This is a genomic window from Mesorhizobium ciceri WSM4083 (genome assembly GCF_000519305.1).
Classification (GTDB): Bacteria; Pseudomonadota; Alphaproteobacteria; order Rhizobiales; family Rhizobiaceae; genus Mesorhizobium; species Mesorhizobium ciceri_B.
In genome coordinates this window covers 1,258,098-1,273,125 of the sequence record NZ_KI912610.1, presented here as the reverse complement: position 1 = coordinate 1,273,125, position 15,028 = coordinate 1,258,098, and the positions used below count along the sequence as shown (strand labels likewise).

The window sequence follows — 15,028 nt, the reverse complement described above, 5'->3', positions numbered from 1 at the left end:
CGGGGCAATCCGACCTCTCCCCGAGGGGAGAGGAGAAGGCGAGCGTCGGCGCCGAGTCTCTTCTCCCCTCGGGGAGAAGGTGGCCGCGTAGCGGCCGGATGAGGGGGCCTTTTTTATATTTGATGCCCTTGTTGGCAGCATGCGCTGCAATGATTGCCGCAATACTGTTTCCGGCACAGGCATTCGCCGCCGAAGACCACGGCCTACCCGGCGCTTCGATGTCGCTGTGGTGGGCGCTGCCCTTTGCCGGGCTGCTGCTGTCAATCGCCACCGGTCCGCTGCTCTTCCACCATGTCTGGGAGCATCACTATGGCAAGATCACGGCCCTGTGGGCGGCGCTGGTGATCGTGCCGCTGGCGCTTGCCTTCGGTGCCCCCATGGCGACCGAAGCGGTGCTGCATGCGCTGCTCACCGAATACATGTCGTTCATCATCCTGCTGTTTGCGCTCTATACGATTTCAGGCGGCATCCTGCTTTCCGGCAACATCCATGGCACGCCGCTGGTCAATGCCGGGCTGCTGCTGGTCGGCGCCATTCTCGCCTCGGTCATCGGCACGACCGGCGCCTCGATGATCCTGATCCGGCCGATCCTGCGCGCCAACGACGCCAGGCCGTTCAACGCCCATGTCGTCATCTTCTTCATTTTCCTGGTGTCCAACATCGGCGGCTCGCTGACGCCTTTGGGTGATCCGCCATTGTTCGTCGGCTTCCTGCGCGGTGTCGACTTCTTCTGGACGACGACGAACCTCTGGCGCGAGACGCTGTTCGTTGCCACTGTCGTGCTGACCGTCTTCCTGGGCATCGACATCATCCTGCATCGGCGCGAGGCTGGCGCGCCGAAGATCAAGGATCCGACGCCGGACAAGACGGTGCGCCTGCGTGGCCTGGCCAATCTTCCGCTGCTGGCGGGTGTGATCGGCGCCATCCTGCTGTCGGCGGCCTGGAAGCCGGGAGTGAGCTTTTCCGTGTTCGGCGTCGGTCTCGAGCTGCAGAATCTGGTGCGCGACGCCATCATCCTGGCGCTGGCCCTGCTGTCGCTTCCGCTCTCCTACAAGAGCCACCGGGAAGCCAACGGCTTCAACTGGGGTCCGATAGCAGAGGTGGCAAAATTGTTTGCCGGCATCTTCATCTGCATCGTGCCGGTCATCGCCATCCTCAGGGCGAGCCATGAGGGGGCACTGGCGCCGCTGGTGTCGCTTGTCAGTTCACCCTCGGGTGCGCCCAACGACCTCGCCTATTTCTGGCTGACGGGGGCGCTGTCATCCTTCCTCGACAATGCGCCGACCTATCTGGTGTTTTTCGAGCTCGCCGGCGGCGACCCACGGCACCTGATGACGGAATTCGCCTCGACTTTGGCGGCGATCTCGGCCGGCGCGGTGTTCATGGGCGCCAACACCTATATCGGCAATGCACCGAACTTCATGGTCTACGCCATCGCCAGGCATCGCGGCGTCAAGATGCCGGGCTTTTTCGGCTATATGGCATGGTCGGGCCTGGTGCTGATCCCTATATTCCTGATCGCGGGCTTTCTGTTCTTCGGCTGATCACCCGACGCCGACATAGCGGCGGACCGCCGACGGGTCGGCGCGCAACTCCTCGACGTCGACCGTCTCGCGGTTGCGGCCGTTTTCGATGAAGACAACGCGGTCGGCGACAGAAAGCACCGCATCGACACGCTGTTCGACCAGGATGGTCGAAACGCCCATGTCGCGCAGCTTCGACACCGTCTCGCGGATCTTGGCGATCATCGACGGCATCAGCCCTTCGGTCGGCTCATCGAGCAGCAGCACCTGTGGTTCGAGGCAGAGTGCACGCGCCATCGCCAGCATCTGCTGTTCGCCGCCGGACAGCGTGCCCGAGCGCTGCCGCAGCCGCTGGCGCAGCAGCGGAAAGAGGTCGAGCACGTTTTCACGCGTCGCCTTGTCCTTGCTGCGCGCCATCAGGCCGATCTCGATGTTTTCCGCCACCGTCATTTCGGCGAACAGCCGCCTTCCCTGCGGCACATAGGCGACGCCGGCCTTGGGCACCTCATGCGCCGGCAGCCCGGTCAACTCTAGGCCAGCCAGTTTGATCGAGCCGGCGCTTGAGGGAACCAGCCCCATGATAGCTTTCAGCGTCGTCGTCTTGCCGGCGCCATTGCGGCCGAACAGGCACAGCACCTCGCCCTTGTTCAGCACCAGGTCGAGGCCATAGAGCACCTGGACCTCGCCATAGAAGCAGTCGAGCCCCGAAATGGTGAGTGCTTGAGACTTAGGTTCAGTCATGGGGCGGTCCCCAGATACGCTTCCTGCACCGCCGCGTTGTCGCGGATCGCTTCGGGCGTGCCTTCGGCCAGGATCCTGCCGGCATTGAAGACCGTGATGCGGTCGGCCAGTTGCATGACCACAGGCATGTTGTGCTCGATCAAAAGCACGGTGGCGTTTTTGGCGATCTCGCGCACCAGGGTGATGAAATTGTCGATCTCGCTGTCGGCAAGGCCTTGCGTCGGCTCGTCGAGGATCAGCAGGCGCGGCTTGAGCGCGAGGCCCATCGCCACTTCCAACAGGCGCTGATGGCCGTAGGACAATTGGCCGGCCGGCATGTGGGCACGATCGGCCAGGCCGGTGCGTTCCAGTGCGGTCATGACAGCGGCCTGTATCGCGCTCTTGGAATGGCTGCCATGCCGCTGCGTCAGTTGCGCGGGCAGCGCGACGTTGGCGTAAACGGACAGGTTGGCATAGACGCTGGTGATCTGGAACGTGTAGGCGATGCCCTGGCGCACCCTGACATAGGCCGGCAGGTTGGTGATGTCGGTGCCATCGAAGACGATCATGCCGGCAGACGGCTGGATGCGGCCGCTGACCAGGCTGACGAAGGTGGTCTTCCCCGCACCGTTAGGGCCGATCACGGCGCGGATTTCGCCCGGCATCAGCGCGAAATCGACATTGTCGACGGCGCGCAGGCCGCCAAAGTCGCGAGAAAGGCCCTTGGTGGTCAAAAGCGGCATCATGGCAGCCACCCGAGCCAGCGCTGGCGGATGCTGCCCAGAATGCCCTTCGGGAAAAACAGCACCAGCAGGATCAGCGCAATGCCGACGATCAGCAGATAGGCGGAGGTGTAGCCGCTGGTGATGTCGATGACATAGTACATGAACAGTGTGCCGATCAGCGGCCCGAGCGTCGTCGCGGCACCCCCCAGCAGCACCCACAGCAGCGGCAGGATCGAATACTGCACCGAGGCGAAGCTCGATCCGACATAGCCGAACAGCAGCGCATAGGCGGCACCTGAGGCAGCGCAGATGATGCCGGAGATGACGACGGCGGCGAGCTTGTTCGAAAACGTATCGTATCCCAGCATCTTTGTGCGCTCCTCATTCTCGCGAATGGCGACCAGCACGCGGCCATATCTCGAGCGGACGATGGCCAATGTGACGAGCAGCACGATGGAAAACAGCCCGAGCGCTGTCATGTAGCGCACCGTCGGATTGGTGAGCTCGAGCGACGTCGCGCCGAGGCTGAGCACCCGTGCCGGCTGCGGCACGACCATGCCCTGGTCGCCGCCGGTCCACGTCGCGAAGTAGAGGATGAGGAGGTAGAACACTTGAGCGAACATCATGGTGACGATCATGAAGGCGACACCCGTGGTGCGCAGCGCCAGCAGGCCGATCACGAGTGACACAACAACACCACAGCCGAGGCCCGCGGCGAATGCCGCTGGTACGCTCCAGCCGAGCTGGATGACGGCAAGGCCGGCGCCATAGAGCCCGGCGGCAAAGAACATCGCATGGCCGAGGCTGAGCAGGCCGACATAGCCGAACAGCATGTTGTAGCCCATGGCAAAGACCGCCAGCACCATGATGCGGGCAAGCAGGCCGTGATAGTAATCCGGCAGCAGGAAGCTCAGCACGAAGAGCAGCGTGATGACGCCGAGATGCAGGGCATAGGCTTTTGCCGGCGAAGCTTCGCTCATCGCGGCGTCGTCCCGAACAGGCCTTGCGGGCGGAACACCAGCACCATGGCGACCAGCAGCGTGGCGATGATCTTGGCCAGCGTCGGCGAGAAGAACATCGAGATGATGCCGTCGGAGAGGCCGATCAGCACGGCGGCGACGACCGTGCCGCGCAGCGAGCCGAGACCGCCGATGATGACGACGATGAAGGAGAGCAGCAGCGGATCCTGTCCCATCAGATAATGCGCCTGGCTGATCGGCACGATCAGCACCGCCGCTATGGCCGCCAGCATGGCGCCAAGCGCGAAGACGCCGCCATAGACCCGGCCGACGGGGATGCCGAAGGCCTGTGCGGTTTCGCTGTCATACTGCGTGGCGCGCATGACGAGGCCGATCCTGGTGCGCGTCAGCACCAGCCATGTCGCGGTGAGCAGCAGCGCGGAAGCGGCGATAACAGACAGTTTGTAGCCGGAATAGCCGAACCACGGCAAAAGGATGCGGTAGTTGAAAGGCGGCTCCACCGGCCGCGCCTCCGGGCCATAGAAGGTCAGCGCCAGCTGCTGGATGATGTAGAGCATGCCGATGGTGGCGACGATGGTGGCTTCCGGATTGTAATTGAGCCGGCGCAGCACCAGCCGTTCGGCGACCAGCGCAATGGCGCCGACGATCAGCGGAGCAATCACTAGCGCCGCCAGGAAGCCCAGCGCCGGGTGGCCACCGATCGCCGTGGTGATCGCCCAGGCGAGCACGGCACCGAGCATGAAGAACTCGCCATGCGCGACATTGACCACCCGCATGACGCCGAACACCAGCGACAGCCCAAGCGCTGTCAGCGCCAGCACGGCTGATGTGACGAGGCCTTCGAGGGCAGCGAGGAGGAGGTGGGGACCGAAGTGCATGGGCTAGGCACCAGTGGATGCGCGAGGCACCCCCCTCTGTCCTGCCGGCCATCTCCCCCGCAAGGGGGGAGATTGGATTTCACATAAGGTTTCGCCAATCGCCAACGCCGGCAGATGGGCACTGCCGTATGAACTGCCGATCTCCCCCCATGCGGGGGAGATGTCCGGCAGGACAGAGGGGGGTGACTTGGCTCCCACGCTTACAGGCTGTCTAAAGCGCCTGCGTCGTATAATCCCCTTTAGCCTCGTAAAGCCCGTCCTCGATCTTGGTCTTGTGCACCACCTTGAGCTTGCCGCCTTCGACCTTGGAGATGTTCTGGATGCCAAAGCATTGGTGGATCTTGCCGTTGAAGGTTTTCGGTCCCTGCGGATGCTCCGGACCTTCGGCGAATGCAGTCAGCGCCTCGGTCGCCTCGACCAGCTTGGCGCGGTCTTCCGGGCCCTTGTAGCCGGCGTCTTCCATCGCTTTCTTGACGACATAGAGCGTCTCCCAGCAGCCGAACATGTGGGCTGCGGTGGAGACGTCCTTGGGATCGCCGACGGCAGCGCCATTGTCGTCGATGCCGACAGCGGTGCGGTAGGCCTTCTGCGCTTCGGAATCATCGGCCTGCGCATAACGCGGCGAGCCTTCCCAGAAATGGCTGCCGTCGAGGAATTCGAGGCCGGGGCTGTTGATGTCGGTGGCTTCGAGCGAATCGATGAAGCCGAACAGTTGCGGCCGGTTGGAGCCGTAGAACTCACCGAGCTCTTTGACGAAGGTGAGCACGGCCGGGCCGACCATGACGTGGTAGATCACCTCGGTCTCGGCCGGGATCTGCGGGAAGTATTTGGTGAAGGACGATTCCGTCGGTGGGATGGCGATCTGCGCGATGACCTCGCCGCCCTGTGCCTTCAGTGCCGGCGGCAGGTAGTCGCGGTGGTCGTAGCCGAAGGCGAAATCCGGGAAGATTTGCGTCACCTTCTTGCCGGCATTGGCCGCGATCCACGGCGCCATCGACTGGATCTGGCTCTTCACGTCGGTGATGCCGGGCTGGAAGACATAGCGGTTCAGCTTGGTCGAGGCGACGTGGTGGCCTTCGCTGACGACGAAATAGGGCATCTTGTTTTCGCCGGCGGCGGGCGCCGAGCCGATGACGACATGCGAGAACAGCGTGCCGAAGACGATGTCGGTCTTGTGCTGGGTGGCGAACTTGCCGACCACTTCGGCGCCACGGCCGGGATCGGTGCCGTCATCCTCAATGATCACCTCGACCTGACGGCCATTGATGCCGCCGGCGGCATTGATCGCCTTGACCGCGGCAGCCGTCGTCTTCTCGTACCAGCGGCCATAGGCGGCGCCGATGCCGGTGCGGTGCGACTGGAAGCCGATCTTGATCGGCGCCGAGCTCTGCGCCTGGGAATAACGGACGAAGCCGGGGGCAAGGCCGAGGCCGGCGCCCGCGGCTAACCCCTTCAGCGCCGTGCGGCGGGTCAGGGCAGTCTTGGAGAGGTCGAAAAATCCGTTCTTGTCAGCCATGTTCGTTCCCCTGTTTTTCAGTTTTGACCAACGATAAGGCGGCTTCGGCATCCTCGCTCAGAGGACGCAAAAAATTGCATGTGTACAAACTAAATCACCAAAGCCTTGATGTGGCAAGCGAGCTTCCCCAACGATATCGAGGCCGTCCTTTTCTCATCCGGTGGTCGGCGTGGCAAGCAACCAGAGGCCGAAGACGGTGTAGGCGATCATCAGCAAGGTAAGCGGGAACTGGCTGAGTGCCGCGCGGGAGGGCTGTGGGTGCAGGCGCCAGGCGAAGCCGTGGGCGACGAGGACGGCGAGCACATGGCCCAGGATGATGGCGCTGGCCTGGATATTCCACAGCCACCACGCGGAATCCGCCCCCGCAACGATGCCGGCCTCGATCTGCATGTCGGCGGTGCCGAACAGGTTCCAGCCCATCGCGAATGGGTCGGAAAGTGCCGCAAGCGCATATTGGCCGTCGACGAGCAGCGCCGTCAGATAATGCGCGACATGATAGGCAAGCGCGATCGGCACGATCGACCACACCAGCACGCCGGCCGCCTGGGCAAGGGTGTGATCGCTGCCGGCAAGACGCTGGCCGAGCCAGACGGCAAGCAGGAACACCGCCGCAAGCAGCACGAATGTCAGCACGAGGCCGAAAGTGCCGCTGCCGATCAGCGCGGTGCGGCCGGGAAATTCGAGCGGGTTGATGCCGAACAGGCCGAGCCAGAAGAAGGTCTTCGACAGGCCGTCGAAGGACACCGACGACAGGGCGAGCAGCAGGAAAGCGATGCCGCTGGCTGGCAAGGGCTCCGCAGCCAGCAGCTTGGCGCCGGGCCAGCAAAGTGCAAGCCGGCCGTCTTGGTTGCGTTCGACCACGGCGAAGCGCGCCACCATCGAGAAGAAAACCGTCAGGAATTCACCGCTGCGGCTCCAGCCGCGATAGCCGAACGCCAGCATGGCGAGGAAAGAGAACAGCCAATAGAGGCCGGCGGCCCAGGCCAGACGCGCCGGATCGTCGGGCGCCGGATCGATGAGTTCGAACCAGGCGAAGGCAAAGAACAGGATGACAGCCGGCCAGCAGCCGACCCATCCGGGCAGGCGCCATGCTCCGTCATCCCCGGTCCCGAACAGGCGCGAGGCGAGACGCCATGCTCCATACCAGGGGTTGAGCCATAACCAGAAGTCGCCGAAGACACCCTGCAGCAGCGTGACGCCGGCCCACAACAGTGTCCAGATCACCAGTGGCAGAGGATTGGAAAGCGGGTCGCGGCTGCCGAAAAAGCCGGCGGTGATGAGAATTGCAAAGCCGGCAAAGGATATCAGGCTAATGGTGGCGTGGGCGGCGTCGCCGAGGGCGAACAACGGCAGGCGCCGACGCCAAAAGCGATCAAGCGAATCCGCAGGCAGCAGCGCCAGGACGAGGAAGCTGACGGCCACGGCGAAGGCGCCTCCGACCAGATAGTAGCCGGTCGGCAGGAGCAGGACGTGGCCACGATCGGAGGCGTGCGCGAAGGCGGGGGTGGGGGAGGCGAGCGATACGACGGTAAGCAACAAGGCCAACGGCAGATGACGGCACTCTACGGCGCCCCCCTCCGTCCTGCCGGACATCTCCCCCTCAAGGGGGGAGATTGGCAGTTTCGCCGCCGGCTCTTCCCAGGCAACGTTGTTGATTGGCGAAAGCAGAGATGAGGGAGCAATCTCCCCCCTTGAGGGGGAGATGTCCGGCAGGACAGAGGGGGGCGCCAGGGAACTCGTACTATCCAGGAACCCCACCCCTCACACCTTGACCAGTTGCTCCACGCGGTCCTTCTCGCCAAAAATCCTTATATAGCGCTCGATCTCTTTCACATCGCCGGTCGCCTTGGCCGGATTGTCGGAAAGCTTGACCGCTGGCCTGCCATTGGCCTCGGTGACCTTGCAGACCAGCGATATGGCGTCCAACCTGTTGGTTTCGATCGGCGCGCAGCCTTCGAAATCATTGGTCAGATTGGTGCCCCAGCCGAACGACATGCGCACCTTGCCTTTGAAATGGCGATAGGTCTCCTCGATGGTTTCGACCTCGAGCCCATCGGAGAAGATCAGCAGCTTCTGCCTGGGATCCTTGCCCTTGTCGCGCCACCAGGCGAGAATCTTTTCGCCGCCTTCGATCGGCGGCGCGCTGTCGGGACGGAAACCGGTCCAGTCGGCCACCCAGTCCGGCGCGTCGCGCAGGAAGGAGGCGGTGCCGAAGGCGTCGGGCAGCACGATCAGCAGATTGCCGCCATAGTAGCGCTGCCAGTCCTGCAGCACCTTGTAGGGCGACTGCCTCAGCTCTTTTTCCGAGTCGGCGAGGGCGGCGAACACCATCGGCAGCTCATGTGCGTTGGTGCCGAGCGCTTCGAGGTCGTTGTCCATGGCCAGAAGCACGTTGGAGGTGCCGGTGAACGCCTCGCCGATGCCTTCCTTCAGCGCCTCGACGCACCAGCGCTGCCATAGGAAGGAATGGCGCCGGCGCGTGCCGAAGTCCGAGATGCGGATGCCGGGCAGCGCCTTCAGCCGCTCGGTCTTGGCCCACATCTTGGACTTGGCGCGGGCATAGAGCACGTCGAGCGCGAAAGGCCCGAACGCCCGCATCGCCGCGCGCGATCGAAGTTCATTGATGATGGCGAGCGCGGGGATTTCCCACAGTGTGGTGTACATCCACGGCCCGCTGAAGGTCAGTTCGTACTGGCCATCGCGCTTCGACAGCTCGTAGTCGGGCAGCCGGAAGCCTTCCAGCCACGCGAGGAATTCTGGCTCGAAGATCTGCTTGCGGCCGTAGAAATTGTTACCGCCGAGCCAGATCATCTCCTTCTTGGAGAAGCGCAAGGTGCGGGCATGGTCGAGCTGTTCGCGCAATTCGGCCTCGTCGATCTCGTCGGCAAGGCGCACCGAAGTCGTGCGGTTGATCAGCGAGAAGGTTGCGTCGACCTTGGGATACATGCCCCAGATCATCTGCAGCATCAAAAGCTTGTAGAAATCCGTGTCGAGCAGGCTGCGCACGATCGGGTCGAGCTTCCAGGTGTGGTTGTAGACGCGCCGCGCAATATCGGTCTTAGCCATGTTTCAACACCGCCTTCGCTGCCTGCCATCCACAATCGCGACAGGCCTCATAGCATCGAATCGGCCGGAACGCTGCCCGCTTTCAGGCTGGCCCGACAAAAAGAGCTGCCTGCATGCGGCGGCGCGCAGCCTGGCATCAGCCTGCGGATTTGCCGCCCATCACCCTGAGCGCCGGACGCTTGCGGCGGCTGACGATGCGCCCGGCCACCGGGGCGTCGGCGCGCCCGTCGTCCCCGGCCTTCTCGGCGAACAGCCAGTCGATGAACACCTGCACGATCGGCGTCGCCCGCATCTCGTTGCGGCAGACGACATAGAAATCGTCGACCGCCGGCACCGACAGGCTGAACGGCGCGACCAGCATGCCCCTGGCCAGCAGCGCGCTTGCCGTTACCGAGTCGCCCAGCGCTACGCCATGGCCATGCACCGCCGCCTCGGTCGCCATACGCGCATCGCCGAGATGATGGCGGCGGCCCCGCTCCAGGTCCAGCGCATCGGCGGCAGCCAGCCAGGTGTGCCACTCGCGGCCGTCATCGCCATGCAGGAAGACATGGTCGGCGAGATCCCTGACGCTGCGGATCGGCCGGTTGTTGATCAAGGTCGGGCTGACCACGGGAAACAGTTCGAGCCCCGACCATTTGCGCATCCAGCAATCGGTCCAGCTGCCGTCGCCATAATGCACGCAGACATCGATGTTGGGCGCCCGCAAATCCTTGGGATCGTTGGAAGGGATAAGCGTCAGCCTTATGTCGGGATATTGCGCCATGAAACTGCCGAGCCGCGGTGTCATCCACAACAACAGAAGCGCCGGCACGCAGGAGACCGAAAGCGTGCCGCTGCTCGCCGGCCTTGTCATGCGCTGGGTGGCGGCGGCGATGCCGTCGAAGGCGGTCGACACCGCCGGCAGAAGCTCCGCGCCATGCGGTGTCAGCTTGACCCGCTGGCCGACCCGCTCGAACAGCTTGACACTGAGCGACTGCTCGAGCGCCTTGATTTGGTGGCTGATGGCGCCATGGGTGACGTTCAGCTCACTCGCCGCCTTGGTCAGCGAGCCATGTCGGGCCGTTGCCTCGAAGGCGCGCAGCGGATTCAGCGGTGGCAGGCGCTTGGTCATGGGTATGAACTTTATTGTGAGATTTTCTCACAGAAAACACCCTAACAATATCAATTGATTTTTCAATGCCGCTGCCAGACACTTGAGCCCGGAACAGCATCAAGACGTGAAATCTGCAGGCAGCCAGCGGGACAGCGACCCGGCCGGATGACGGTCGGTTCGCCAAGCATCACCGGTGGCCGCGCTGCATCAGCCCGGCAGGAGGAGCGCAGATGGGATACGATCGCGGCAAGCTCGACGCGTTGCGTCGCAAATATGGTGAAAGCCATGGCGGCGAGATGTTCGACCCGAAATTCCGCAAGGTCGCCGACAAGATCTTCTCCAAGAGCGGCACGCGGCTGGCGCCCTATTCAGGCATCCCGACCTTCCTCGCGGCGCCCTACCGCGAAATATCGGCCGACAATCCGGATTTCGGCGATTTGCAGGTGGCGATGATCGGCGTGCCGATGGATCTCGGCGTCACCAACCGGCCAGGCTCGCGCTTCGGGCCAAGGGCGTTGCGCGCCATCGAGCGCATCGGTCCCTACAATCACGTGCTGGAATGCGCGCCGACGCATGAGCTCCGGGTCGCCGACATCGGCGACACGCCGTTCCGCAGCCGCTACCGGCTGGAGACCAGCCACGAGGATATCGAGCGCCGCACCAACCAGATCGTCGATGCCGGCGTCATCCCGCTGTCGATCGGCGGCGACCATTCGATCAGCCATCCGATCCTGAAGGCCGTCGGCAAGAAGGCGCCGGTCGGGTTGATCCATATCGACGCCCACTGCGACACCAGTGGCCTGTTCGACATGACCAAGTTCCACCATGGCGGCCCGTTCCGCAACGCGGTGCTTGACGGCGTGCTCGACCCGACGCGCACCATCCAGATCGGCATCCGCGGCTCGGCCGAATATCTGTGGGAGTTCACCTACGAGTCCGGCATGACCGTGGTGCATGCCGAGGAGGTGACCGGTCTAGGCATTCCGGCCATCATCGAGAAGGCGCGCAAGATTGTCGGCGATGGCCCGACCTATGTCTCCTTCGACATCGACAGCGTCGATCCGGCCTTCGCGCCGGGCACCGGTACGCCGGAAGTTGGCGGGCTGACGACGCGCGAGGTGCTCGAACTGCTGCGCGGCCTCAAAGGTCTCAACATCGTCGGCGGCGACGTCGTCGAGGTGGCGCCGCAATATGACGCGACCACCAACACGGCGCACGCCGCCGCACAGGTGCTGTTCGAGATACTGAGCCTGATGGTGTTCAGCCCGGCGATAACAGGCAAGGGAGCCTGATCTCAACGAATTCAAGGCGGCCGCCGTGCTGGAGCCGGCGGACGACCCTAACAAACAAGCTTCCAGACAGGGGAATAACAATGACAATCCGAAAGACATTTACATCCATCGCCGCCGTGCTGATGCTCGGCACGGCCGGTTTCGGCCTCTCAATTCAGGCCGCTAGCGCCGATGCGCTGGCGGACATCACCAAGGCCGGCACCATCAATGTCGGCGTCTTCGCCGACTTTCCGCCCTTCTCCTCGGCCAGCGCCGACATGAGCCTCAAGGGCTATGACATGGATGTCGCGCAATACATTGCCGATACGCTCAAGGTGAAGCTCAATCCCATCGCCGTCACCGGCCAGAACCGCATCCCGTATCTGAACGACAAGCGCGTCGACATCCTGATGAGCGTCGGCTACTCGAAGGAACGCGAACAGGTCATCGATTTCGCCGTCGCCTACGCGCCCTACTACATCGCCGTGATCGGTCCGGCGGCACTTGCGGTCAAGGGCAAGGAAGACCTCGCCGACAAGTCGATCGCCGTCAATCGTGGCACGCTGGAAGACACGTCGCTCACCGAGGCAGCACCGGCGTCGGCTGACATCAAGCGCTTTGACAACTACAATTCTGTGATCCAGGCCTTCATCTCCGGCCAGACGCAGCTAATGGTCGTCGGCAACGACGTCGGCGCGCAGGTGCTGGCCAAGCAGGACGCACTGAAGCCGGAGCAGAAGTTCCAGCTTCTGACCTCGCCCTCGCATATCGGCCTCAACAAGAACGAGGACGGCCTGAAGAAGGCTGTCAACGATGCGGTCGCCAAGATGCTGGCCGACGGCAAGCTGGACGAAAGCTCGAAAGCCTGGCTGAAGACGCCGCTCAATCCCGAAAACCTCAAGGATTGAGTTTCCGTGGCCTTTGCCTGGCTCCCGGGTGCCCTGGGCGACATCGCGCACGGCGCGGCCACGACGATCCTGCTGATCGCCGTGACCACGCTGGCCGGAACGCTGCTCAGCATCCTGGGTGCCGCGGGGCGACGAAACGGGCCGGCGCTGCTCAAGCGGGCAATCGCCTGTTACGTCGAGGTGATGCGCAACACGCCGTTCCTGGTGCAGCTGTTCTTCATTTTCTTCGGGCTGCCCAGCCTCGGCATCCGGCTCGACCCGATCCTGGCCGCCATGCTGGCGATGACGCTCAACATGGCGGCCTACACCATCGAGATCGTCGGCGCCGGGCTAGACGCCGTGCCCGGCGGGCAGACGGAAGCGGCGCTCGCGCTGGGCTTGCGGCCACGCCAGGTGTTCGTCAAGATCGTGCTGCCGCAGGCGCTCAAGATCATCTATCCCGCGCTCACCAGCCAGGTCGTCATCATGATGCTGGAGTCGGCCGTCGTGTCGCAGATCGCCGTGCGTGAGCTGACCTACGAGGCCGACATGCTGCAGGCGCGTACCTTCCGCTCTTTCGAGACCTATTTCGTCGTGACGCTGGTCTATCTCGCTCTGTCGATGGCCTTGCGCCGGCTGCTGGTATCAGGCGGGCGCCGTGCGCTCGGAGCCGGCGTGTCATGATCGAATTCACCTCCTGGGACATCGTGCGCAACCTGCTGCTCGCCGCCCGCTGGACGGTGCTGCTATCGCTGGCCGCCTTCATCGGCGGCGGCATCGTCGGCCTGATCGTGCTGTTCTTCAGGATCGCCAAAAACAAATGGAGCCGGCGCATCGCCTCCGGCTACATCGCCCTGTTCCAGGGAACGCCGCTCCTGATGCAGCTGTTCCTGATGTTCTTCGGGCTGCCGATGCTGGGCCTGCGCATCGAACCCTGGACGGCGGCGGCGCTCGGCCTGACCTTCTTCGCCAGCGCCTATCTCGCCGAGATCTGGCGCTCCGGCGTCGCGGCGCTACCCCTGGGCCAATGGGACGCCGGCGCCAGCCTTGGCCTGCACTATCTGCAGGAGCTGAGGCTGATCATCCTGCCGCAGGCCTTTTCGATCACCCGCGCACCCACCGTCGGCTTCCTGGTGCAGCTGATCAAGTCGACCGCGCTCACCTCCATCATCGGCTTCGAGGAACTGGTGCGGACCTCCAATGCCATCAACAATGCGACCTTCGAACCGTTCAAGGTTTACGGGCTGGTGGCTCTGATCTTCTTCATCATGTGCTTTCCGCTGACGCAATACGCCCGCAGGCTCGAGAAACAGGCGGCTGCTCGCTGACGCGCCAAGGTAGCTGTCCTTACGGTTAGCGCTCGACTTCAGGCCGGCAGCCCAAGCTGCTTGCGCAGGCTCTTGTCGAATGCGGATGCGGGGACGAAACGGCGCAGGAAACTGACCTGGCGCGCCATTTTTCCCGCCGCGTAGCGTTTCTTCGGCGCGGGATCGGTCGCCGCGGCCAAAACGGTGTTGGCGACCACTTCGGGCGCATCGCCTTTTTCCATCGCCTTGCGCACTGATGTGGTCATGCCGACACGCGCGGAGTCGTAGATTTCGAGCGACCGGTCGGGGGCGATCCGCTGCGGGTTGTCATGGGCCTCGCCAACAGTGACTCCGTGGCGTTTTCCATACCGGGCTACCCGGGCTCGCTCTACGCGTTCTCAAGGTCCGGCAAGGAGGTGACGGTCTCGACCGAGACTGACACATCCCAGCGGGCCGACGCGACAATGCCCTGACCCTGACGCGCAGGCCGCGGCCGCGCGATGCTGGCCGGGGCTCTCGCGTCGGAACGGCGCGCCACCAACAAGTCTGGAGAGAGGTCACATGCTTTACAGCTATTTTGTCGAAAAATCGATCCGGCAGAGCTTCGACGACGTCAACAACCATCGCTGGGATGCGGCGGTGAAGGCCATCGCGCCACATGTCCATCACCGGGTCGGCGGCGCCCACGCTCTTGGTGGGGAGCGCCACGACAAGCAAGCCCTGCGCCGCTGGTTCGAGCGCCTCGGCCGTGTTCTGCCCACTCTCCAGCTCACGGTCAACCACGTCTGGGTGAAGGGCTGGCCGTGGCATACCACCGTGTTCGCCCAGTGGGATGGCACCGCAACCCTGCTCAACGGCGATACGTCCTACATCAACCGTGGTCTCCACGTGTTCACGCTGCGGTGGGGCACGGTTCATGCGCTCGAGGAGTTTTACGATTCACAGGCGGCGGCGCGCGGTCTCGCCGCTCAAGCCGCAGCCGGCCTCGAAGAAGCTGTCGCCGAACAGATAACAAGCTAGCGGAAGCGCGGTCCGAGGGCCGGCCCAGGTTTACGGACCGGT

General features: G+C 63.7%; 14 protein-coding genes and 1 pseudogene. 6 read left to right on the top strand and 9 right to left on the bottom strand.

Annotated elements, in window-relative coordinates; all coding sequences use genetic code 11:
- Positions 1-149 precede the first annotated feature (149 nt).
- Positions 150-1,544: a sodium:proton antiporter gene (locus MESCI2_RS0132145; RefSeq protein WP_245270502.1), complete on the top strand. Its 1,395-nt coding sequence runs from the start codon at positions 150-152 to the stop codon at positions 1,542-1,544.
- Here the strand turns inward: MESCI2_RS0132145 and MESCI2_RS0132140 are convergent, their stop codons facing one another.
- The 8 genes from MESCI2_RS0132140 to gcvA all read right to left on the bottom strand — a co-directional run bounded on the left by MESCI2_RS0132140 (position 1,545) and on the right by gcvA (position 10,519).
- Complete coding sequence (locus tag MESCI2_RS0132140) at positions 1,545-2,264, bottom strand: ABC transporter ATP-binding protein (RefSeq protein ID WP_027040078.1); 720 nt, start codon at positions 2,262-2,264, stop codon at positions 1,545-1,547. It lies immediately after the preceding gene.
- The gene (locus tag MESCI2_RS0132135) at positions 2,261-2,989 is read right to left on the bottom strand and encodes an ABC transporter ATP-binding protein (protein WP_027040077.1); all 729 of its coding nucleotides are present in this window, start codon (positions 2,987-2,989) and stop codon (positions 2,261-2,263) included. The genes MESCI2_RS0132140 and MESCI2_RS0132135 overlap by 4 nt, the downstream gene beginning before the upstream one ends.
- Positions 2,986-3,948: a branched-chain amino acid ABC transporter permease gene (locus MESCI2_RS0132130; protein WP_027040076.1), complete on the bottom strand. Its 963-nt coding sequence runs from the start codon at positions 3,946-3,948 to the stop codon at positions 2,986-2,988. The genes MESCI2_RS0132135 and MESCI2_RS0132130 overlap by 4 nt, the downstream gene beginning before the upstream one ends.
- A complete protein-coding gene (locus tag MESCI2_RS0132125; RefSeq protein ID WP_027040075.1) occupies positions 3,945-4,826 on the bottom strand; it encodes a branched-chain amino acid ABC transporter permease in 882 nt (293 codons plus the stop codon). The genes MESCI2_RS0132130 and MESCI2_RS0132125 overlap by 4 nt, the downstream gene beginning before the upstream one ends.
- A gap of 211 nt (positions 4,827-5,037) precedes the next feature.
- Positions 5,038-6,342, bottom strand: coding sequence for an ABC transporter substrate-binding protein (locus tag MESCI2_RS0132120; protein WP_027040074.1), 1,305 nt, complete (start codon positions 6,340-6,342; stop codon positions 5,038-5,040).
- A 153-nt stretch (positions 6,343-6,495) separates the two neighbouring features.
- Positions 6,496-7,935, bottom strand: coding sequence for a hypothetical protein (locus MESCI2_RS0132115; protein ID WP_027040073.1), 1,440 nt, complete (start codon positions 7,933-7,935; stop codon positions 6,496-6,498).
- Between the two features lie 168 nt (positions 7,936-8,103).
- The gene (gene pncB, locus MESCI2_RS0132110; protein WP_027040072.1) at positions 8,104-9,408 is read right to left on the bottom strand and encodes a nicotinate phosphoribosyltransferase; all 1,305 of its coding nucleotides are present in this window, start codon (positions 9,406-9,408) and stop codon (positions 8,104-8,106) included.
- A gap of 136 nt (positions 9,409-9,544) precedes the next feature.
- Positions 9,545-10,519 carry a transcriptional regulator GcvA gene (gene gcvA, locus MESCI2_RS0132105; protein ID WP_027040071.1) on the bottom strand — a complete coding sequence of 325 codons (975 nt, stop codon included), beginning with the start codon at positions 10,517-10,519 and terminating at the stop codon, positions 9,545-9,547.
- 212 nt (positions 10,520-10,731) lie between these two features.
- Here gcvA and speB point away from each other — a divergent pair, with 212 nt between their 5' ends.
- From speB to MESCI2_RS0132085, 4 genes are all read left to right on the top strand, one after another.
- Complete coding sequence (speB, locus tag MESCI2_RS0132100; RefSeq protein WP_024502058.1) at positions 10,732-11,793, top strand: agmatinase; 1,062 nt, start codon at positions 10,732-10,734, stop codon at positions 11,791-11,793.
- Positions 11,794-11,873: 80 nt separating this feature from the next.
- Complete coding sequence (locus MESCI2_RS0132095) at positions 11,874-12,680, top strand: transporter substrate-binding domain-containing protein (RefSeq protein WP_027040070.1); 807 nt, start codon at positions 11,874-11,876, stop codon at positions 12,678-12,680.
- Between the two features lie 6 nt (positions 12,681-12,686).
- Entirely contained in the window at positions 12,687-13,343 is a 657-nt protein-coding gene (locus MESCI2_RS0132090) for an amino acid ABC transporter permease (RefSeq protein ID WP_027040069.1), read from the top strand.
- Positions 13,340-13,987 (top strand): amino acid ABC transporter permease, encoded by a 648-nt coding sequence (locus tag MESCI2_RS0132085; protein ID WP_027040068.1) that lies wholly within the window; start codon positions 13,340-13,342, stop codon positions 13,985-13,987. The genes MESCI2_RS0132090 and MESCI2_RS0132085 overlap by 4 nt, the downstream gene beginning before the upstream one ends.
- Positions 13,988-14,025: 38 nt before the next feature.
- On the opposite strand, the pseudogene MESCI2_RS0132080 reads toward MESCI2_RS0132085, so the two are convergent.
- Positions 14,026-14,277 (bottom strand): annotated as a pseudogene (locus MESCI2_RS0132080) (oxidoreductase); the annotation flags it as partial.
- Between the two features lie 250 nt (positions 14,278-14,527).
- Here MESCI2_RS0132080 and MESCI2_RS0132070 point away from each other — a divergent pair.
- A complete protein-coding gene (locus MESCI2_RS0132070) occupies positions 14,528-14,986 on the top strand; it encodes a nuclear transport factor 2 family protein (RefSeq protein WP_027040066.1) in 459 nt (152 codons plus the stop codon).
- The last annotated feature ends 42 nt before the right edge of the window (positions 14,987-15,028 follow it).

Bases quoted from the DNA above. Each gene is read 5' to 3' on its own strand.
- MESCI2_RS0132145 (WP_245270502.1), top strand. From the start codon at position 150: ATGATTGCCGCAATACTGTTTCCGGCACAGGCATTCGCCGCCGAAGAC.
- MESCI2_RS0132140 (WP_027040078.1), bottom strand. From the start codon at position 2,264: ATGACTGAACCTAAGTCTCAAGCACTCACCATTTCGGGGCTCGACTGC.
- MESCI2_RS0132135 (WP_027040077.1), bottom strand. From the start codon at position 2,989: ATGATGCCGCTTTTGACCACCAAGGGCCTTTCTCGCGACTTTGGCGGC.
- MESCI2_RS0132130 (WP_027040076.1), bottom strand. From the start codon at position 3,948: ATGAGCGAAGCTTCGCCGGCAAAAGCCTATGCCCTGCATCTCGGCGTC.
- MESCI2_RS0132125 (WP_027040075.1), bottom strand. From the start codon at position 4,826: ATGCACTTCGGTCCCCACCTCCTCCTCGCTGCCCTCGAAGGCCTCGTC.
- MESCI2_RS0132120 (WP_027040074.1), bottom strand. From the start codon at position 6,342: ATGGCTGACAAGAACGGATTTTTCGACCTCTCCAAGACTGCCCTGACC.
- MESCI2_RS0132115 (WP_027040073.1), bottom strand. From the start codon at position 7,935: ATGTCCGGCAGGACGGAGGGGGGCGCCGTAGAGTGCCGTCATCTGCCG.
- pncB (WP_027040072.1), bottom strand. From the start codon at position 9,408: ATGGCTAAGACCGATATTGCGCGGCGCGTCTACAACCACACCTGGAAG.
- gcvA (WP_027040071.1), bottom strand. From the start codon at position 10,519: ATGACCAAGCGCCTGCCACCGCTGAATCCGCTGCGCGCCTTCGAGGCA.
- speB (WP_024502058.1), top strand. From the start codon at position 10,732: ATGGGATACGATCGCGGCAAGCTCGACGCGTTGCGTCGCAAATATGGT.
- MESCI2_RS0132095 (WP_027040070.1), top strand. From the start codon at position 11,874: ATGACAATCCGAAAGACATTTACATCCATCGCCGCCGTGCTGATGCTC.
- MESCI2_RS0132085 (WP_027040068.1), top strand. From the start codon at position 13,340: ATGATCGAATTCACCTCCTGGGACATCGTGCGCAACCTGCTGCTCGCC.
- MESCI2_RS0132070 (WP_027040066.1), top strand. From the start codon at position 14,528: ATGCTTTACAGCTATTTTGTCGAAAAATCGATCCGGCAGAGCTTCGAC.